At 29.5% G+C, this 19,595-nt stretch carries 18 protein-coding genes; 9 read left to right on the top strand and 9 right to left on the bottom strand.

Annotation, left to right across the window (positions count from 1 at the left end; translation table 11 throughout):
• The first annotated feature begins 31 nt into the window (after window positions 1–31).
• From MHN29_RS11460 to MHN29_RS11450, 3 genes are all read left to right on the top strand, one after another.
• Window positions 32–1,042, top strand: coding sequence for a DUF368 domain-containing protein (locus tag MHN29_RS11460; RefSeq protein WP_235275801.1), 1,011 nt, complete (start codon window positions 32–34; stop codon window positions 1,040–1,042).
• A complete protein-coding gene (locus MHN29_RS11455; protein ID WP_235275800.1) occupies window positions 1,023–1,781 on the top strand; it encodes a shikimate dehydrogenase in 759 nt (252 codons plus the stop codon). The genes MHN29_RS11460 and MHN29_RS11455 overlap by 20 nt, the downstream gene beginning before the upstream one ends.
• 89 nt (window positions 1,782–1,870) lie before the next feature.
• A complete protein-coding gene (locus tag MHN29_RS11450; RefSeq protein ID WP_235275799.1) occupies window positions 1,871–3,715 on the top strand; it encodes a DUF349 domain-containing protein in 1,845 nt (614 codons plus the stop codon).
• 140 nt (window positions 3,716–3,855) lie between these two features.
• On the opposite strand, the gene MHN29_RS11445 is transcribed toward MHN29_RS11450, so the two are convergent.
• A complete protein-coding gene (locus MHN29_RS11445) occupies window positions 3,856–4,626 on the bottom strand; it encodes a zinc ribbon domain-containing protein (RefSeq protein WP_235275798.1) in 771 nt (256 codons plus the stop codon).
• Window positions 4,627–4,629: 3 nt separating this feature from the next.
• Window positions 4,630–5,724 carry a Nif3-like dinuclear metal center hexameric protein gene (locus MHN29_RS11440; RefSeq protein ID WP_235275797.1) on the bottom strand — a complete coding sequence of 365 codons (1,095 nt, stop codon included), beginning with the start codon at window positions 5,722–5,724 and terminating at the stop codon, window positions 4,630–4,632.
• A gap of 50 nt (window positions 5,725–5,774) precedes the next feature.
• On the opposite strand from MHN29_RS11440, the gene lpxK reads away from it, so the two are divergent.
• Entirely contained in the window at window positions 5,775–6,812 is a 1,038-nt protein-coding gene (gene lpxK, locus MHN29_RS11435; RefSeq protein WP_235275796.1) for a tetraacyldisaccharide 4'-kinase, read from the top strand.
• 20 nt (window positions 6,813–6,832) lie between these two features.
• Here lpxK and MHN29_RS11430 read toward each other — a convergent pair whose 3' ends face one another.
• From MHN29_RS11430 to MHN29_RS11420, 3 genes are read right to left on the bottom strand one after another with little or no spacing between them, the layout of a single operon-like run.
• A complete protein-coding gene (locus tag MHN29_RS11430; protein ID WP_235275795.1) occupies window positions 6,833–7,894 on the bottom strand; it encodes a mannose-1-phosphate guanylyltransferase in 1,062 nt (353 codons plus the stop codon).
• A gap of 8 nt (window positions 7,895–7,902) precedes the next feature.
• Window positions 7,903–8,496, bottom strand: a complete 594-nt coding sequence (locus MHN29_RS11425) for a SprT-like domain-containing protein (protein WP_235275794.1) — start codon at window positions 8,494–8,496, stop codon at window positions 7,903–7,905.
• A 15-nt stretch (window positions 8,497–8,511) separates the two neighbouring features.
• The gene (locus tag MHN29_RS11420) at window positions 8,512–9,192 is read right to left on the bottom strand and encodes an SDR family oxidoreductase (protein ID WP_235275793.1); all 681 of its coding nucleotides are present in this window, start codon (window positions 9,190–9,192) and stop codon (window positions 8,512–8,514) included.
• A 76-nt stretch (window positions 9,193–9,268) separates the two neighbouring features.
• Between MHN29_RS11420 and MHN29_RS11415 the strand changes: the two genes are divergently transcribed.
• Complete coding sequence (locus MHN29_RS11415) at window positions 9,269–10,552, top strand: amidohydrolase family protein (RefSeq protein WP_235275792.1); 1,284 nt, start codon at window positions 9,269–9,271, stop codon at window positions 10,550–10,552.
• Window positions 10,553–10,622: 70 nt separating this feature from the next.
• Window positions 10,623–11,636, top strand: coding sequence for a hypothetical protein (locus tag MHN29_RS11410; protein WP_235275791.1), 1,014 nt, complete (start codon window positions 10,623–10,625; stop codon window positions 11,634–11,636).
• Here the strand turns inward: MHN29_RS11410 and MHN29_RS11405 are convergent.
• Together MHN29_RS11405 and MHN29_RS11400 are read right to left on the bottom strand one after the other, a co-directional pair.
• A complete protein-coding gene (locus MHN29_RS11405; RefSeq protein WP_235275790.1) occupies window positions 11,633–13,132 on the bottom strand; it encodes a hypothetical protein in 1,500 nt (499 codons plus the stop codon). The genes MHN29_RS11410 and MHN29_RS11405 overlap by 4 nt on opposite strands.
• Window positions 13,133–13,179: 47 nt before the next feature.
• A complete protein-coding gene (locus tag MHN29_RS11400) occupies window positions 13,180–14,220 on the bottom strand; it encodes a glutaminyl-peptide cyclotransferase (protein ID WP_235275789.1) in 1,041 nt (346 codons plus the stop codon).
• 185 nt (window positions 14,221–14,405) lie between these two features.
• On the opposite strand from MHN29_RS11400, the gene MHN29_RS11395 reads away from it, so the two are divergent.
• From MHN29_RS11395 to MHN29_RS11385, 3 genes are all read left to right on the top strand, one after another.
• Window positions 14,406–14,657 (top strand): type B 50S ribosomal protein L31, encoded by a 252-nt coding sequence (locus MHN29_RS11395; RefSeq protein ID WP_150900646.1) that lies wholly within the window; start codon window positions 14,406–14,408, stop codon window positions 14,655–14,657.
• 92 nt (window positions 14,658–14,749) lie between these two features.
• On the top strand, window positions 14,750–16,261 hold the full coding sequence (locus MHN29_RS11390) for an FMN-binding glutamate synthase family protein (RefSeq protein ID WP_235275788.1): 1,512 nt from the start codon (window positions 14,750–14,752) through the stop codon (window positions 16,259–16,261).
• A gap of 25 nt (window positions 16,262–16,286) precedes the next feature.
• A complete protein-coding gene (locus MHN29_RS11385; RefSeq protein WP_235275787.1) occupies window positions 16,287–17,384 on the top strand; it encodes a class I SAM-dependent methyltransferase in 1,098 nt (365 codons plus the stop codon).
• Window positions 17,385–17,413: 29 nt separating this feature from the next.
• On the opposite strand, the gene MHN29_RS11380 is transcribed toward MHN29_RS11385, so the two are convergent.
• Both MHN29_RS11380 and MHN29_RS11375 read right to left on the bottom strand, forming a co-directional pair.
• Complete coding sequence (locus MHN29_RS11380; protein WP_235275786.1) at window positions 17,414–18,067, bottom strand: outer membrane beta-barrel protein; 654 nt, start codon at window positions 18,065–18,067, stop codon at window positions 17,414–17,416.
• 70 nt (window positions 18,068–18,137) lie between these two features.
• Window positions 18,138–19,307: a histidine decarboxylase gene (locus MHN29_RS11375; protein ID WP_235275785.1), complete on the bottom strand. Its 1,170-nt coding sequence runs from the start codon at window positions 19,305–19,307 to the stop codon at window positions 18,138–18,140.
• Window positions 19,308–19,595: the final 288 nt, after the last annotated feature.

The following is a 19,595-nucleotide window of genomic DNA, read 5'->3' as shown; positions in this document are numbered from 1 at the left end:
TAAGGTGTATTAGAACTTATATAAAATAAAGATGTATAACGAACGTACATTAATACAAAAGGTAAACCTTTTTCTAAAAGGGCTAGCTATGGGAGGGGCTAACAAAGTTCCAGGTGTCTCAGGAGGTATGGTAGCTTTTGTAATGGGGTTTTATGAAGAACTTATATTTACTTTTCAAAGAATAAATGCAAAAGCGTTTAAACTACTTTTAAATGGACGATTAAAAAGCTTTGCTCAATATACCAATTTACAATTTTTAGCATTAGTAATGTTAGGAAGTATGTTTAGTTATTTTAGTGTTTCTCTAATACTAGATTATTTTTTAAAGCATTATGAACTTTATGTTTGGGCTTGGTTTTTTGGGATGATTATTGGTTCGATATTTTATATATCAAAAGACTTTAATGACTGGAGATTAAAGAATGTAATAAGTTTAATTCTTGGGGCTTCAATAGGAATAGCAATTAGTTTTATGACTCCAGCAAAAGAAAACGATAATCTTTGGTTTGTTTTTGTTTGTGGTATTATAGGAGTTTCAGGAATGACATTACCTGGTTTATCAGGTTCATTTATTCTAATTTTATTAGGAAATTATGTGCTTCTTTTAGTAGATAGTGTAAATGCTTTAGGAAGTGTAATAACAAGTCTCTTATCAGGCGATTTTGAAGTATTGGAAGATGAAGTAAAGATTAGATACTTGAAAGTTATTTCAGTATTTACAGCTGGTTCAGCTTTTGGATTGGTATCTATTTCACATGTTTTAGGCTATGTTTTAAAAAGGTGGCATCAAATAGTAACTGCTGTTATTATTGGATTTATTACAGGTTCACTTGGTATAGTATGGCCGTGGAAAAAAACAATTTATAAAGTAGACGATGATGGATCGTTTTTACTGGATAGAAACAGTAATAAAATCATAGAAAACTACGAAAGATTTTTACCTGATTTCACAACTCAAGAAACCTGGATTTCAATAGCTTATATTGTGTTTGGAATCGCCTTAATTTTAATTATAGAATTTTATGGAAGGAAAAGAAAATAAAAAACTTTTCGCTTTAGTAGGAAGAAATATATCATATTCATTTTCAAAAGGATATTTTACAAAAAAGTTTGAAGATTTAAAATTAGAAAAAAATGAATATGTGAATTTTGATATTCAAACAATAAAAGAATTACCTCAAAAAATAAAAGAAAACAAAAATAATTTAAAAGGAATGAATGTAACTATTCCTTATAAATTAGAAGTGTTTAATTATTTAGATAAAATAGATAAGAAAGCTTTAAGGGTAGGGGCGGTTAATACAATACGTATCTCAAAAAAAGGAAAATTAAAAGGTTTTAATACCGATGTTTATGGTTTTAAAAAATCATTGAAACCATTGTTGGCAAAGCATCATAAAAAGGCCTTAATTCTAGGTACAGGAGGAGCGTCTAAAGCAGTAGCTTATGTATTGGAAGAGTTAGGAATCAAATATAAATTTGTATCGAGAAGCCCTGAAGGAAAAAAAGAAATATCTTATAATGAGTTATCTAAGGAAATAATAGAAGCTTATCAAGTTATTGTTAATTGTACTCCTTTAGGGACTTATCCAAATATAGACGATTGTCCAAATATTCCTTATGATAGTATTACTTCAAAACATTTATTATACGATTTAATATACAATCCATCAGAAACAGCATTTTTGAAAAAAGGAAAAGAAAAAGGAGCTATTGTAAAAAATGGATTAGAGATGTTAGAACAACAAGCAGAGAAAGCTTGGAGAATATGGAATAAGTAGAACTTTGAATTAGCTGAAAATAAAGTTTGCTATTTTATAAGAATGCGTATCTTTATAATCTAAATAAAAGGAACTTAAACATTGTAGATATGTTAGAAAATAACGAAGAGAAAATAGAGCAGCCAATTGTTGAAGATAGTACTAAGGTAAATAAAGAGACTGAAAGTGCAGTAAGTGAAGTGGAAAATGAAGTTGCTAATGAAGCTGAAAAAGCTGATGAAAAACACGAAATACCAATGCCAGACTATGCTTCTATGGAGCTAGAGAAATTGGTAGAAGAGTTAACTAAATTATTAAAAACTTACCAAGTTCAACAGTTAAAGTCAAATGTAGATGCATTAAAAAATGCTTTCAATACAAAGTTTGGAGCATTATTGGCTAAGAAAAAAGAGGCTTTTTTAGCTGAAGGAGGTAACTCTATAGATTTTCAATTTTCTAGCCCAGTAAAAACTGAATACAATAAATTGTTAGGAGAATACAAGTCAAAAAGAGACGCTTATTATTCTCAATTAGAAAAGCAATTAAAAGAAAATTTAGAAAAAAGAAATGTTTTAATTGAAGAATTAAAAGCATTAATTGTAAATGCTGATCCTAAAACCATGTATAATGATTTTCAAGGAATTCAAAATAGATGGAAGGCAATAGGAGCGGTATCGAAAACGAAATACAATGATACTTGGAAAACATATCATCATCATGTAGAGCGTTTTTACGATTTATTACACTTAAATAAAGACTTTAGAGAACTTGACTTTAAGCATAATTTAGAAGAGAAGTTAAAGTTAATTGCTAGAGCAGAAGCTTTAAACGAAGTAGCAGATGTAAATGTAGCATTTAAAGAGTTGCAAGAGTTACATCGTTTATGGAAAGAAGAAATAGGTCCAGTAGGAAAGGAGCATAGGGAAGAAGTTTGGACTAAGTTTAGCGAAGCAACTAAGAAGATTCACGATAAACGTCACCAGTATTTTAAAGAGTTAAAATCGAAGTATCAAGAAATGATTGATGCGAAATTAGAAGTTATTGCCGAGATTAACGCATATGATACATCTAATAACAAATCGCACAATGATTGGCAAAAAAGTATTGTTGAGATTGAAGCTCTACGAAAAAAATATTTTGATATAGGGAAATTACCTTATAATAAAAGTGAGGCTGTATGGCAAGAGTTTAAAGCAGCTACCAAGAAATTTAATAGCGCAAAGAATATATTCTACAAAGGAGAAAAGAGTGCTCAAAATGAGAACTTAAAAAGAAAAATGGAACTTGTAGAGTTAGCAGAAAGTATTAAGGATAGTGAAGATTGGAATGAAACTACGAATACAATGAAGCGTATTCAGGCTGATTGGAAAAAGATTGGTCATGTTCCAAGAAAGTTCTCTGACGATATTTGGAAGCGTTTTAAAAATGCTTGTAATTATTACTTTGATAGATTACATGCTCAGAAAAACGAACAGAATAAAGAACAATTAGCTATTGTAGAAGCTAAAAAGGAGTATATAGAGCAAATTAAAGCTTCTGAAAGCTTAACTTTAGAAGGGGTTCAAGAAAGTATTGCAAAATGGAGAGAATTAGGTTCTTTGCCAAGAAATGCACGTCATTTAGATGAAAAATTCAATAAAGCTATTGATGCTCATTTAGGAAATCTAAATATGAGTAGAAGCGATATTGAAATGATGAAGTTTAAAAATACTGTTGATACTTATTTAGCTCAAGAAGATTATAGAAAGTTAGATGGTGAGCAATATTTTATTCGTAAGAAAATTGATGAAACAGTTCGCGATATGCAGCAGCTAGAAAATAATTTAAGCTTTATTTCGAATGCAACAGAAGATAATCCTTTAGTACAAAATGTAAGAAAAGGAATCCAGAAGTTTAAAGATCAATTAGATGCTTGGCAAGCAAAATTAGATTACTTGAAAAAATTAGATTACTAATTTTGAAGAATAAATTAAAAGAAAACTCGAATCGTATGATTCGAGTTTTTTTGTGTTTATAGTTATGAATGTTTTTTATGTAAAATAAAAAAAGCTCTCGATATCGAGAGCTTTTAAAAATATGTTTTAAAAGATAAAAATTAAGCAAATAAGTTGTCAATTTTTTCTTTTTCTTCTTGAGCTAAAGCAGCATCAACTAAAATACGTCCACTGTGCTCATCAATTGTAATTTTCTTACGATTAGCAATCTCTAACTGTACTTGTGGTGGAATTGTAAAGAAAGAACCTCCAGCAGCACCGCGCTCAATAGCAACAACAGCTAATCCGTTTCTTACTTTATTTCTAATTCTTTTATAAGCAGTTAATAAGTGAGCATCGATAGACTGAGAATATTCTTCAGACTTTTCTTTTAATAATTGCTCTTCTTTTTCTGTTTCTTTTAAGATGGCATCAAGCTCCCCTTTCTTATGAGATAAGTGGTTTTCTTGTAGCTTTAATTTATCTTTAGTACCAGAAATAACCTCATTCTTTTGAGTTATTTTTGCTTTGTATTCTTTAATTCTTTTTTCAGATAATTGAATTTCTAATTCTTGATATTCAATTTCTTTTGATAAAGAATCGAACTCACGATTATTACGAACGTTCTTTTGTTGTTCTTCGTACTTAGCAATTAATGATTTAGACTCGTCAATAGCTAATTTCTTGTTGCTAATTTCAGTTTCTAAATTCTTAACATCTTCAGCTAAATTAGTAAGTCTAGTATTCAATCCGGCAACTTCATCTTCTAAATCTTCAACTTCTAAAGGTAATTCACCACGAACGTTTCTGATTTCGTCAATTCTAGAATCGATTAACTGTAAATCGTATAAGGCTCTTAACTTTTCTTCTACCGTTACTTCTTTTTTTGCCATCTGTTATATATAGTGTATTGGATTTGTACTTTTTTCGCTTAAAATAATTGCAAAAGTACTAAATTTTTTGCTAAGATAATCAATCAAAAGGTTTTTTGTAAACTGCTCACTTTCATAATGTCCAACATCGGCAAGTAATATTTTATTTTCTGCTTTAAAAAACTCATGATATTTAAAATCAGCACTAATATAAGCATCTGCTTTTGCTTTAATCGCATTTTTTATAGCAAAGCTACCTGAACCTCCTAAAACAGCTACTTTTTTAATAGACTTGTTCAATATAGATGAATGTCTAACACACCCAGTTTTGAACCTATCTTTAACAAAAAGTAAAAAATCTTTTTCATTCATTTCAGTTGGTAAATCACCAACCATTCCCATACCAATATTTTGATTTACATTATTTAAAGTGATTACTTCGTATGAAACTTCTTCATAAGGATGAGATTTAAAAAGAGCTTGTATAATTTGAGATTCTAAAAAGCTATTAAAAGTTACAGAGATACAAGTTTCTTCTTCAAAAATTTCTTCACCTCTTTGCCCTACAGTTGGATTTGAGTTTTCATTACCTCTATAACTCCCTTGTCCTTGAAAGTTAAATGAACATTTATCATAATTACCAATATTTCCTGCTCCTGCTTTGAATAATTCTTCTCTTACTTGATCAGCATTGCTAAGAGGAACATAGGTAGTCAACTTTTTAATTAATCCTTTTTTAGGAATTAAAGTTTTACAATTTTCTAAACCTAAAACTTCGCACATTTTAGCAGAAACCCCATTGTTTACATTATCTAAAGCAGTATGGGTAGCATATATGGCAATATTATTTTGAATAGCTTTTAAAACTACTCTTTCTACATAATTATTGCCATTAATTTTTTTCAATCCGCTAAAAACAATTGGATGAAAACTTACAATTAAATTGCAGTTTTTAGCAATCGCTTCATCTACAGTTTCTTCTAAAGTATCTAAAGTAACTAATACACCTGTAACTTCAGTGGAATAGTCACCTATTAATAAACCTACATTATCAAAATCTTCGGCATAAGCCAAAGGAGCTAATTCTTCAATGTAGTTTGTAATGTCTTTTATTTGCATAATATAAAATATCTTGAATCAAAGTTAAGATTTTTATTACTTTTGATACAATGAAGTTACTTCGATTTTTATTATTTCCGTTTGCAATTTTATACGATATAATTACCTCAATACGTAATTGGTTTTTTGATATTGGGATTTTAAAATCTACCTCATTTAACATACCTGTTATAGCAGTGGGAAACTTAAGTGTTGGAGGAACTGGGAAATCTCCTCAGATTGAATATTTAATAAGGTTGTTAAAAAACGATTTTAAGATAGCTACTTTAAGTAGAGGTTATAAAAGAAAAACTAAAGGCTTTCAAATTTTAAAAACTAATCATACAGCAACTGATGTTGGAGATGAACCATTACAGTTTTTTAAAAAGTTTGGAAAAGAAATTATAGTAGCTGTAGATGCAGATAGAACTAATGGAATTCAACAATTATTAAAAAATGATACTCCGCCAGAAATAGTTTTATTGGATGATGCTTACCAACATAGAAAAGTAAAGGCGAGTACTTATGTGTTATTAACTAAATATAGCGATTTATTTGTTGATGATTTTATATTACCAACGGGAAATTTGAGAGAAAGTAGAAGAGGTAGTAAAAGAGCACAAGCAATTGTAGTAACAAAATGTCCTGAAAATTTGTCAAAAGATGGACAAAATAAAATTAAACAAAGAATTAAGTTAAGGGAGAACCAGCAACTGTTTTTTACAAGTATTTCTTATGATGAAGAATTAAAAGGGAAAGGAATAGAACTTACAATTTCTGATTTAAAAAGTAAGGAAGTTTTGTTAGTAACTGGGATAGCAAATCCTACTTCTTTATTAAGTTATCTTTCAGCAGAAGGAATAAACTATAAACATTTGAAATATCCAGATCATTATGAATTTACAGAGAATGATATTTTAAAAATAGAAAAAGAGTTTAAAGGAGTAAATTCTAATGATAAAGTTCTTTTAACTACAGAAAAGGACTATATGCGATTAGAGAATAAGCTGGAAGACGTATCTTATATTTCTATAAAAAGTGGATTCATACCAAGAAATGAAGAATTCAATAAGTTTATTCTTAATGAAATAAAAAAAACGAAGCTTTAACAGCTTCGTTTTTATTTTGCTTAAAGTTTACTTTTAACTTCTGCGCTAATTTGTTTAATATCTTGTTCGTCTTTTCGGGGGCAAATTAAAATAACATCATCTTTTTCTACTATGATAAAATCGTTCAGTCCTTGAATAACCACTTTTTTACCATTTTGAGTTCTAACCATATTTCCATTAGCATCTCTAAAAATAGTTTTTGAGCCTACAATAGCATTTTGTTGTGAGTCTTTCCCTAGTTTGTTATAAAGAGATCCCCAAGTACCTAAATCATTCCATCCAAAATCAACAGGTAATACATGAACGTTTTTAGCTCTTTCCATTACACCAAAATCAATTGAAATGTTTTCACATTTCTCATAATTACTTTTAATGAAGTCGTCTTCAAAATCTGTGTTATATACATTATTACCGTCATCTAAAGTAGTAACCATATTAGGAAGGTGTTCTTTAAAAGCATTTAAAATACTTTTTGCAGACCAAACAAAAATTCCAGCATTCCATAGATAATCACCACTAGCTAAAAATTCCTTAGCTTTTTCTAAATTTGGTTTCTCAGTAAAGTTTTTTACTTTTTTTATAGTGTTAGAACTCTCTTCGAAATTAATGTACCCATAACCAGTATTTGGAGAATCTGGTTGGATGCCTAAAGTCATTAAAATATCACTTTTTGCAGAAGCTTCAAATGATGTTTCAATATTATTTAAAAACTCAGCTTCGTTTTCAATCCAGTGATCAGAAGGGGCAACCAACATAAGAGCATCTGGATTTTGATTGTAAATTTTTAAAGCTGCGTATAAAATACAAGGAGCTGTATTTCGCATTGCAGGTTCTAACAATAATTGTTTTTTAGAAGTTTTAGGTAATTGTTCAAGTACTAAAGCTTCGTAACGTTCATTGGTTGCAATTAATATGTTTTCTGAAGGGATTAATTGATTAATTCTATTGTAAGTACGTTGAATTAAAGATTCTCCAGTACCTAACATATCATGAAATTGTTTAGGGTACTCTTGTGTGCTTACTGGCCAAAATCGAGAGCCAATACCGCCAGCCATGACTACTGCGTAATAATTGTTATTCATGTTTAAAGCTATTTTTTTATAATTAGTACTTCTGCATTCTGATTAAATAAATACACTCGTTTGTTTGTTAAATTTAAGCATTCATATCGAGTTCTCCGCTTATTTCCTCTTTTATATAATGTATTTTTAAATTGAAAGATACTATCGAAAGGTATTTCAAAAATAAAACTCTTACCAGTTTGGGCTTTTCCTCCTCGTAAAGCTAATGATAATTGAGGGTCGGTATCAGTACTTGCTTTTGGATTTTTAAAGTAATTAGCTAAAAAAGGAAGCATTTCTTTAGGATAAATCTCAGGTTGTAAAAAAGGAAGCATTAAATGTTGAAAAATCATCTTCCATTCTTTACCATGAGCTTGAACTCTGCCAAATTTTTTATGAACAACATGATGCGCAATTTCATGAACTAAGGTTAACAAAAACTGATATTTGTTTAGATTATTGTTTACAGTTATTTGAGTTTGACCATTAGGAAAAGTTCTAAAATCACCATGCTTAGTTTGTCGTTGATTAACAATCTTGAGATTAATTTTATGTTCGTTAATTAGATATATAACTAACGGAACCGCTTTTTCTGGAATATATTTTATAAGGGTGTTATGCAAAGATAAATGTCTTTTTTATGGAGTAGAACTAGAAACTTGTAATACTTTACCGTTATAAAATTTATTACCGGTTAAAGAAAAATCAAAGATATAATTAGCCATTTCTTTTGCAGATAATGGAGCTATATATCCAGGGAAAGCTTCTTCTAACATTTCTGTTTGAACTGCTCCTAAGGCTAATACATTAAAAGCGATTTGTTCTTCTTTATATTCTTCGGCTAATAATTCAGATAAAGTTATTACTGCACCTTTTGCAGAACTGTATGCAGCAAGTCCAGGGAACTTCATACTTCCTTGAATTCCTCCCATAGAACTTACAGTAATTATATGACTTCCTTTTTCCATAAATGGAAGAACATTCTTTGTTAATTCAGCAACAGCAAAAACATTTACCTTGTATACTTCTTCAAAATCGGAAGTAGTTAATTCGCTAAAAGGTTTATTGATTAATTTTCCTGCATTATTGATTAAGATATCTACTTTTTTCCAGTCAGACTTTACAAAGTCTATAGCCATTTTTATGTCGTCAGAATTTGATAAATCAACAGAAAGGGTAGTTATATTTTGATGGTTTATAGTATCTAGTGGGGTAGTATTTCTTGATAAAGCTAATACTTTATGTCCTTTATTAGCAAATTGTTGAGCTAGTTCAAAGCCAATTCCTCTACTAGTTCCAGTAATTATAATATGTTTCATTCAGTAAATAGAAAAAATTAAAAGGCAAGCTACATAAAAAAACGTTACATTTATTGTCGAATCTTAATATTTTATCATGAAAAAAATCAGTTTATTTATTTTTCTAATTTGTATTATAACATCTGTGAAAGCACAAAACACATACATTTTATGTGGAAAAATTATTGATACAGAAAAAGGAGTTATAAAAGAAAAGCAAACTTTGGTTGTAAACGGAAATAAAATAACAAATGTTTTTAATGGATATATTTTACCTCGTGATAAAACTTCGAAAACAATTGATTTAAAAGATAAAGTAGTACTTCCGGGATTAATAGATATGCATGTACATATAGAAAGTGAGCATAGCCCGAAAACAAGATTGAATAGATATATTAAAAATGAAGCAGATGTTGCCTTTAATTCAGTTGGTTTTGCTAAAACTACATTATTGAAAGGTTTTACTACTGTTCGCGATTTGGGAGGTACTGGAGTAAATATAGCTATAAGAAAAGCAATTAATGCCGGTAAAATACCAGGACCAAGAGTATTTACAGCAGGAAAAGCGTTGGCAACTACAGGAGGACATGCCGATCCTACCAATGGAAGTAGTAGGAGGTTAATTGGAAACCCTGGACCAAAAGAAGGAGTGGTAAATAGTGTTGAAGATGCAAAAAAAGCAGTGCGCCAACGTTATAAAAATGGTGCCGATTGTATTAAGATTACAGCTACAGGAGGGGTTCTTAGTGTAGCTAAAAGTGGTGATAATCCACAATTTACAGTAGAAGAAATAAAAGCTATCTGTGATATGGCAAAAGATTACGGAATGCATGTAGCTGCACATGCTCATGGAGATGAAGGAATGCAAAGAGCAATTATAGGAGGGGTTAAAACTATTGAGCATGGTACTTATATGAGTGATAAAACCATGGAGTTAATGAAAAAGCATAACGCTTATTTAGTTCCTACTATTACTGCAGGTAAAGAAGTAGAGGAAAAAGCTAAGGTAAAAGATTTCTATCCAGCAATAGTTGTACCTAAAGCCTTGGCAGTAGGACCACAAATACAAGGAACTTTTGCAAAAGCTTATAAGAAAGGTGTAGGTATTGCTTTTGGTACCGATGCAGGTGTTTTTAAGCATGGAAATAATGCAAAAGAATTTGGTTACATGGTAGAGGCAGGAATGCCAGCAATGGAAGCTATTCAGTCAGCAACAATTACCAATGCCAAAATTTTAGAAATGGAGAATGAAATAGGGCAATTAAGAAAAGGTTTTTTGGCCGATATAGTTGCTGTAAATGAAGATCCTACAAAGAATATTAATACAATGGAGAATGTTGTTTTTGTTATGAAGAATGGAAAAGTATACAAGAAAAAATAATTAAAATAAAGAGTAACAAAAGACATGAATAAGCTACTAATAAGTAAAGATTAACTTAAAAGAGCTAAGTATGTTTACCAAACTTAATATCCAGAATAATTTAATAGTTTTTGGAATACCTTTATTGATGATTTTATCACTAGTAGCTGTGGTAAAATCATCTTTTTTTATACCAAGAATTTCACCTTTTGTTATTGTTGACTTTTTAATTACAATACCTCTAGTTTATTTCTTTTTAATAAGGAAAAAAGAAATATCAAATAAAACAACGATTACTGTTGCTTTTTTAGGTTTAGCTATAGCAAGTATAATTTTACCTAAAGAAAATCAAGAAATAATTGGGCAAATAAGAATGATTTTATTGCCCTTAGTAGAGGTTTTTTTAATAGGGTTTGTCATTGTAAAAGCAAGGAAGGTTATAAAAAAAGTAAAAACTACTAATAATAATTCTCTTGACTTTTTCGATTCAATGCAGTTGGCATGTAGTGAGATTTTACCCTATGGTTTAGGAAGTGTTTTTGCAGCTGAAATTTCAGTAGTGTACTATAGTTTGTTTAATTGGAGAAAGAAACAACTTAAAGAAAATGAATATAGTTATCATAAAAATAGTACAGCTGTAAGTGTCATATTAGGTTTTTTATTGGTAGTGGTGGTTGAAATGTTTGTAACTCATGCTATGATGGAACAAGGAAATGTAAAAGGTTCTTTTGTGTTAGGTGTTTTAAGTATATATACAGCATTACAAGTAATAGCAGTTTTACGTTCTTTAGCTAAAAGACCTATTTATATTGATACAGAAAAACAACAATTAGTGCTAAGATTTGGTATTATTGCCAATGCAGTTATTCCTTTTAATGAGATAAAAGAAATAGAAGTGAGTACTAAAGATATTCCAGAAAAAAGTTTAATCAAATACTTTTCGCCATTGGGAAGTTCAGGAGGGCATAATGTAGTGATACATTTTAAAGAAAAAATAAAATTTAATAGTTTTTACGGTATCTCTAAAAGTGCAGTTTCTTTAGCCTTGTTTGTAGATAAGCAAAATGATTTTAAACAAAAAATAGGACAACATATTACTTTTTAAAAAGTTATATGTTGGTAAGCGCCTATATCAGGATTTGTAGTTCTGTTAACTCCTAAAATATCTTCAGAAATAGAAGAGGCTTTAGCCTTGTTAATAGCGTCACTTTTTTCGCCAATAATAAAATCGTTCATGGAAGTATCTCTAAAGTAAGGATCACCATTTAAAATATTATTTTGGTAATGACTAACGTCGTTAAAATTTAACTCATTATTGTTGGTGAAAGAATTATTGAAATCATTAAAATCAATCATTGAATTTTCAAAATTATAATTGAAAGTAGTTCCATTTATTCTGTCTAGTATTAGTTCGATATTATTATTACCACTAATAATGCAATTAGTAAAATTAGCAGCTACTAAGTCTCTAGTTAATGTAACCTCGTCATTACTACTATCGGTAATTGTAATATGATTATTAATTAATACAGTTGGTAACTGGCGTATACTATTTCTCCAATAATTAGCAAAAGTAGAGTGTGTAAAGTTATAAGTTCCACCAAATGTACAAGCTAATGATGATTGTCCAGAAGAACCAATTACAAGGTTTTCACCGAGTATATTGGTGTCTCTTCCTAAAATACCATAGTTAGAGTTGTTATAAATCTCAGAGTTTTTAATAGATAAAGTAGGAGAGGTGTTTGAACCAATACTGTCTACAAGTATACCAACCACACCATTTTTGATTAAAGCATGATTGATTTCATTTTCTTTACTACCAGCACGCATCCATATGGTTCCCCATTGTCCTGGAATGTTACTGAAAGCATGTTCTAGTCTATCTCCTTCAAAAGAAACTTTTTTGTTTAGAGTTCCATTAACTTTTAAACTTCCTTTTTTATCAATAATTAATCCAGAGTTTTTATGGAAGTGAATTTTAGCTCCAGCGTCAATTGTAAGTGTCTTATCAGCAGCAACTGCAGCATATCCATAAATAACATAAGGCTTTTCATCAGTAAAAGTCAATTCTGAATCTTTTAGAAAACGACCTTGTATTTTTGAATCTTTTCCATCAATAGTTAAGGTTTCAATTCCCATGCTATTTTTTGAAGGGAATATAAAGTTAGCATCTTGGACTAGAGTAACTAAATCAACATCTTGTTGATTGTTTCCATTATCAAATAATATTTTATCGGTGTATAACGGATCAGAAACTGTACTAAAATCTATAGTAGTTTCTACAAATACATAGATACTGTCGTTTGCTAAAATATCGATATCACTGAAGTTTTTTCCTGCTATTCCATCAACATTTAAACGATAATTTGAAGAAGCTCCATTTTCTAACTTAATTTCAGGAATGGTAATAGCTTTGTTACTTCTGTTATAAACTTTTAAGTTGTAGGTTGCAGAACCTATATTAGTAAAAATTGTGTCAAGAAAAACGGTGTCTTTAGAAAATTGAAGTTTACCAAAGTTAGGAACAGTGTCAAAATCTTTTCTACATGAACTAACTACAATTAAAATAATGATAGATAAAATTTGAAGGGTATATCTCATATGTAAAATGTGCTCAGGATTTTTTCAAAAAACTAAAGGTAAATATTTTATTGTTTAATTAACTCAATTTCAAATAATTTCCCCCAATGTTTTCCTGTAACATATAGCTTATTGTTTTCTTTGTCGTAAGCAATACCGTTCAAAACTTCATCATTAGGCTCTAAAGTTTGGTCTTTAGCAACAATATCTCTTAACCCATTTAAATCAGCAACACCTTCAACAACACCAGTCTCTGGATTGATGATTACAATAGAATTTTGTTGCCATTTGTTTGCGTAAATTTTATTATTAATTAATTCAATCTCATTTAAATTATCAACAGGATATTTGTTTGTGTATACTTGAATACTTCTTTTTTCATTTTGGTTTTCAGGATTTAAAAACCAAATTTTATTAGTACCGTCAGATTTTATTAATTCATTATTGTTATGAGTTAATCCCCATCCTTCATTACTATTATTATAATCAAACTCTCCAACTTGTTTAAAACTTTCTAAATCGTAAATAAAACCTTTACGAGCTTGCCATGTTAACCAATAAATTTTGTTATCGTAAATGGTCATTCCTTCTCCAAAGTACTTGTCGTTTAAATCTATTTTTTGAAGAACTTCACCGGTTTTTAAGTCTATTTTTCTTAAAGATGATTGACCTCTACGCCCTGTAGTTTCATATAGAAAACCATCTTTATATTCTAAACCTTGAGTATATGCGTTTTTGTCGTGAGGAAAAGTATTTACAATTTTATAAGTATAAATAGCAGGAGCATCCTTTGCTAAAACTTCTATAGAACCTGTAACTTTTTTAGATTTTCCAGGGTAAAAAGCTAATGCAGTTACAGCATGCTTTCCAACACCAAAGTCGTTCGTGTTAATGGCTATGCTAGTTTCGTTTTTATTCACACGTTTTTGATCAACAAATAAATGAACAGAATCAATTTTTGCTCCTTTAGTTTGTTCAAATTTTATTGCTGCTTTTTTACCTAAAGTAGTTTTTTTAGAGGTATTTAGCTTAAATTTGTATCCAGTATCGCTACAAGAAGTCATTGTTATTACTGATAAAGCTAAAGCAAAGTATGTATAAATACGCATATTTTATAGTTTGATTTCTAATTTATTCGTTTTCACTACAAATTAAAACAATTTATTTGTTTGAAAATTAAAAAATATGGTTAAATTTGCAGCCTCAAACAGCTAAAAATATTTTTTAGTGTAAAACCTTACCAATTTTACAGTGTTTGACAAATAATTAAAACAATATTTAAAAGTCATTTAAGATGCAAAAAGGAATACATCCAGAAAATTATAGAATGGTAGCTTTTAAAGATATGTCGAATGGAGATGTATTTTTAACTCGTTCAACAGCTAACACTAAAGAAACTTTAGAAGTTGACGGAGTTGAGTATCCATTAATCAAATTAGAAATTTCAAGAACTTCTCACCCTTTCTATACAGGTAAGTCTAAGTTAGTTGATACTGCAGGACGTATTGACAAGTTCAAAAACAAATACGCGAAATTCAAAAAATAATTTCAAGTATATAAGATATACAAGAGCTCTAACAACTGTTAGAGCTTTTTTTATGTCAAAATTCTTGTATTTTAGCTACAAAACTAACAAAAATGAGAGATACTATTTTAACTGTGGTTATAGTAGTAAATGTGTTATGTGGAGTATTAGTATACTTTATGCCTGATATGGGAAATTACATATTACTTACTATAGCTTCGGCAATTACCTTGCTAGCTATATATGATGCTTTTATTCAAAAAAAACACTCTTTAATGAGAGCATTTCCTGTAGTAGCACGTTTGCGTTGGGTATTTGAAGAAGAACGTGAAAAAATTCAACAATATTTCATAGAAGATGATTTGAATGGAACACCTATTAATCGTGAAAAAAGAAGTATTGTATATCAGCGAGCAAAAAAAGAAATAGAAACGGTACCTTTTGGAACACAGCACAATGTATATGAGAAAGGATATGAGTTTGTAAAACACTCGTTATTCCCAAAAAATCATCATCATGTTAAAGGGGATAGAGTAATTATTGGTTCTAATAAGTGTACTCAAAAATATAGTGCTTCGATTATAAATATTTCAGCAATGTCCTTTGGTTCTCTAAGTAAAAATGCAATTATGGCTTTAAATCAAGGGGCTAAAATGGGAAACTTTGCTCATAACACTGGTGAAGGAGGAATTTCTCCGTATCATTTACAAGGTGGAGATTTAATTTTTCAAGTTGGGACAGGGTATTTTGGAGCAGGAAAGAGTGTAGATGGAAAACGTGTTTTTGACGATGAGGTTTTTAAAAAGAATGCTATTAGACCAGAGGTAAAAATGATTGAGATTAAATTTTCTCAAGGAGCAAAACCAGGTCATGGAGGAATTTTGCCAGCCAAAAAGAATACTGAAGAAATAGCAAAGATTCGTTCGGTTGAACCATTTACTCGTGTAGATTCTCCTCCAAACCATGATGCATTTTCTAATTTTGAAGAAATGATTACGTTTATTCAAAGAGTAAGAGACTTAGCTGAAGGAAAACCAATTGGTATTAAGTTTTGTGTAGGAGATAATGAGGAAATTGAAGAAATGATTAAAGTATTTGCTGAAGCTAACAATTATCCTGATTTTATAGCTGTTGATGGAGGAGAAGGAGGAACAGGGTCAGCTCCTTTAGAGTTTTCTAATTATGTTGGTACACCCTTGTTGGAAGGATTAGCGTTTGTGAATAAAATGCTGAAAAAGTATAAATTAAAAGAAGAGATAAAAATTATTGCTAGTGGTAAAGCAATTGATGCTTTTGATATTGTAAAGTACAAGAGTTTAGGTGCTGATGTTATTGGTATGGCTCGTAGTTTTATGCTAAGTTTGGGGTGTATACAAGCTAGAGAATGTAATTTAGATACTTGCCCTGTAGGTGTGGCAACACAAGATGAGGATTTAGTAGAGGCATTGGTTGTGGGAGATAAAAATATTAGAGTTAAAAATTATCATTCAAAAACAATAGATGCTGTAAAAGAAGTAGTAGCCGCTATGGGGAAAGAAACAATTTCGGAAGTAGAAGCAAAACATATTTTTAGAAGAAATAAAGCAGGAGATATTACTTCGTTAGATAAAATATATTTCTCTTAAAAAGGATAATTAAAAAAGAAATTTATTGGAGTCAATAGTAGAGGTTAATTTAGTAAAATATGAATTAATACGGTACCCAAAAACATTTGATAAATCGTTAAGAGCTTGGAGTAATGCTGAGCTTTTAGTGTTAGATTATATTACTGAAAAAGAATATGAAAATGTTCATTTATTTAATGATCGATTTGGGATTTGGAATTGTACATTAAGTGATAAAAATGTAACAACAGTTTGGACTTATGCTAGTCAGCAAAAAGCAATCGAACAGAATTTAAAGCTTAATAAGTTATCTAAAAAGGGAGCTTATAAAACACCTTTAGATTCTTTAGAAAAAGTTGATTTAGCAATTATAAAAGTCCCAAAATCTATAGAGTTGCTTGAGTTGTTCTTACAACAAATTCACAAAGCTTCAAAAGAAAATGTTGAGGTGGTATGTGGATTTATGACCAAGTACTTCTCAGCTTCTATTTTAAAAATAGCAGAGAAATATTTCGATTCTATTGAGCAAACTAAAGCATGGAAAAAAGCTAGATTGTTGATTTTAAAGAATCCTAAAAGAAACATTAGGTACAAGGAATTAATCAATGAAATTGATTGGAAAGAAGATGTGTTAAAACAATATTATGGAGTGTTTTCTTCAAAAAGTATTGATATTGGAACACAGTTTTTTTTAGAGAATTTAAATTTAAAAGCTGATGAATCAAAGGTGTTAGATGTTGCTTCTGGTAATGGAATTATAGCTTATGAAGTGGCTAAACAAAATCCTGATGTTGAAGTAACATTAATGGATGATTTTAACTTAGCAATAGAATCATCAAAGCTAAATTTAAAAGACAAAAAAACACATTTTATTTGTTCTGATACATTAAATGTTTTAGAAATAGAATCGTTTGATTTAGTATTGTCGAATCCACCTTTTCATTTTGAGTATGAAAACAATATAGAAGTAGCTTTAAATCTTTTTAGAGGAGTACATAGTTGTTTAAAAAGCAATGGGAGATTTGTATTAGTAGCAAATTCACATTTAAATTATAGTACGCATTTAAACAAGCTTTTTGAAAAGGTAACTATCTTGAAACAAAATAAGAAGTTTGATATTATAGAATGTATAAAAAAACGCTAAGAAAAATTCTTAGCGTTTTTTATATAATTTTACCAGTAGTAAGATAATCCAAAGTTTAAATTAGAAGAATTTAGGTTAAAGTTAAAGTTGTCTATTGTATGAGTAAAAGTGTTTAAAGGAGATTTGTGGATAGTTCTGGTATATCCTAATGCTCCAATATTAGCTTCTAATGCAATTTTGTTATTTAAGAAATAAGTTACACCAGGTCTTATTCCTACAAAATAATCATTGGATTTATTGAAACTTACGTTATTAAGACTAGTGTGATTTTCATACTTAGAATGAGTATAACGAAACTCACCATGTAAAGAAAAGGCTAGTTTTTTTCCGAGAGAAAAATATTTTTTTATGTATGGAAATATACTATAGGATTTATTTTTTATTATACTATTAGAACTAGCAGGATTGTTTTCGTGTTTATTATAACCATAACCTATACCAAGTCCAATAATTAAATTGTTAGTAATAGAATAACCAATTTTAGGGCTAATATTAAAATTTAATGATTCAGATTTATTTACATTCGAACTAAAATCATTAGTTGAATTATTAGTATATATAGAGAAACCTCCATTCACATACCAAGTTCCTTTTTTAATGATTAATTTTTCTTTTTCATCAGATTCTTGTCCATAGGCAAAAGACAATGCGAAAAGCATTGTACATAATAATAGTTTTTTCATGCGTAAAATTTTTAAATAATTAGTTAAAAATCAACACAAGAATTATACCAGTTTACCCTATTTTGAAAAATTAACTTAATGAAAAATCGTAAGAAAATTCATCTTCAATTATAGGCTCTTTACAGTTTTTGATGTCGTAAATAAATTCATCTATTTGCGCTTTCGTCACATTAGGCATACATATTACATGAGAAATATCCCCTTCAGTAGCTAATTGCCATTTATCTTTCACTCTTTTAGATGTTTTAGGAAGTACAACTGTTATAGCATTTGGATTTCTCCAGGCGTTAATACCAATCTTTTTTAATTCTTTCTCGCAGTATTCTGCAACTTCTAAGCTATGTTGATAACGTTCTTGTAATCCTTTTACACCGAGTTTTTTTAAAGCGTACCATAGAAATAAAGGAGAGTGTCCATTTCGAGATCCGGTAATAGTTGTATCTGATGAACCAATATAGGAAATACCTTTAGCTATTCGATCTCTGTTAGATCTTTTAGCTAATAATACTCCAGTTGGAATTGGAGAACCAATAAATTTATGACCACTTATAGAAATACTATCAGCACCATCAATAAAATCAAAAGGTAATCGAGGTTGCATAAAAGGTCCGAAAGATCCAGCTAATGCTGCATCACAATGTATGTAGTTGTCTTGAATAGCTAAATTACCTAATATATTTTTAATTCTAGAAACATCATCTTTAGCTTCTTTCATGGTAGTTCCAAAAGTTGCTAAAACAATAACTGGTTTATGACGATTCATACGAACAGTATTTTCAAAATCTTCATAATCAATTTCTCCATTTTCTTGTGATTTAATCACGATACTTGGAATGTTTAATAAATGAATGTTTTTACGAACACTATAGTGAGTAGATTCAGAATAATAAACAATGGCTTTAGGAAATAATTCACGAGCAAGATATAAACCATATAAATTACTTTCAGAACCACCATTGGTAACATACCCCCAAAAGTCTTTTGGATTTGCTCTAAATAATTTGGCGAAGAAAGCAATAACTTCACGTTCCATTTCATGTGTTTGTACACGATAAGTTCCTTGTTCAAAAGGATCACCAAGATTATTAATAGGATATTTGAAAAACTTATTTAATTCAGAATAATCAAAATCTTTAGATACAGGGTATCCTAAAAAGGTGTCGCGAGCAGTAGTTAATTCGGTATGTAAATTATCTAGTTTTTGCTGACTTTCTATAGGTAGTTTGTTGTTGTTTGTCATAATCTGAAAAATTTAGCGGGCAAAAGTAATATGTATAATAATATGAGTCAGTTTTAATTTTAATAAATAGATTATTTTTCTGTTTATTTAATTTTGTTAGATTTTTTATCTATTTTGAATATCTAGGTTAAAGCTGTATAATTCTTTTTTCACTTAAAAAATAGTCAAGGAGACGATTTGCGAAGAATTCTAACATAAAATTTTTAAGAAACCTTTAATTAACTAGTTCTTTTGTATCTATCTTTGACAGAAATTAAGTAACAAAGTTAGAGGTTGAGTATCCATAAA

Origin of the sequence: Tenacibaculum sp. Cn5-46 (assembly GCF_022347705.1) — a bacterium.
Classification (GTDB): Bacteria; Bacteroidota; Bacteroidia; order Flavobacteriales; family Flavobacteriaceae; genus Polaribacter; species Polaribacter aiptasiae.
This window is presented reverse-complemented; position numbering and strand designations above follow the sequence as displayed.

Excerpts from the sequence above, each read along its gene's own strand:
- MHN29_RS11380 (WP_235275786.1), bottom strand. The coding sequence starts at position 18,067 with ATGAAAAAACTATTATTATGTACAATGCTTTTCGCATTGTCTTTTGCC.
- MHN29_RS11410 (WP_235275791.1), top strand. The coding sequence starts at position 10,623 with ATGTTTACCAAACTTAATATCCAGAATAATTTAATAGTTTTTGGAATA.
- MHN29_RS11420 (WP_235275793.1), bottom strand. The coding sequence starts at position 9,192 with ATGAAACATATTATAATTACTGGAACTAGTAGAGGAATTGGCTTTGAA.
- MHN29_RS11455 (WP_235275800.1), top strand. The coding sequence starts at position 1,023 with ATGGAAGGAAAAGAAAATAAAAAACTTTTCGCTTTAGTAGGAAGAAAT.
- MHN29_RS11415 (WP_235275792.1), top strand. The coding sequence starts at position 9,269 with ATGAAAAAAATCAGTTTATTTATTTTTCTAATTTGTATTATAACATCT.
- MHN29_RS11395 (WP_150900646.1), top strand. The coding sequence starts at position 14,406 with ATGCAAAAAGGAATACATCCAGAAAATTATAGAATGGTAGCTTTTAAA.
- MHN29_RS11445 (WP_235275798.1), bottom strand. The coding sequence starts at position 4,626 with ATGGCAAAAAAAGAAGTAACGGTAGAAGAAAAGTTAAGAGCCTTATAC.
- MHN29_RS11450 (WP_235275799.1), top strand. The coding sequence starts at position 1,871 with ATGTTAGAAAATAACGAAGAGAAAATAGAGCAGCCAATTGTTGAAGAT.
- MHN29_RS11405 (WP_235275790.1), bottom strand. The coding sequence starts at position 13,132 with ATGAGATATACCCTTCAAATTTTATCTATCATTATTTTAATTGTAGTT.
- lpxK (WP_235275796.1), top strand. The coding sequence starts at position 5,775 with ATGAAGTTACTTCGATTTTTATTATTTCCGTTTGCAATTTTATACGAT.
- MHN29_RS11440 (WP_235275797.1), bottom strand. The coding sequence starts at position 5,724 with ATGCAAATAAAAGACATTACAAACTACATTGAAGAATTAGCTCCTTTG.
- MHN29_RS11430 (WP_235275795.1), bottom strand. The coding sequence starts at position 7,894 with ATGAATAACAATTATTACGCAGTAGTCATGGCTGGCGGTATTGGCTCT.
- MHN29_RS11375 (WP_235275785.1), bottom strand. The coding sequence starts at position 19,307 with ATGACAAACAACAACAAACTACCTATAGAAAGTCAGCAAAAACTAGAT.
- MHN29_RS11390 (WP_235275788.1), top strand. The coding sequence starts at position 14,750 with ATGAGAGATACTATTTTAACTGTGGTTATAGTAGTAAATGTGTTATGT.
- MHN29_RS11460 (WP_235275801.1), top strand. The coding sequence starts at position 32 with ATGTATAACGAACGTACATTAATACAAAAGGTAAACCTTTTTCTAAAA.
- MHN29_RS11400 (WP_235275789.1), bottom strand. The coding sequence starts at position 14,220 with ATGCGTATTTATACATACTTTGCTTTAGCTTTATCAGTAATAACAATG.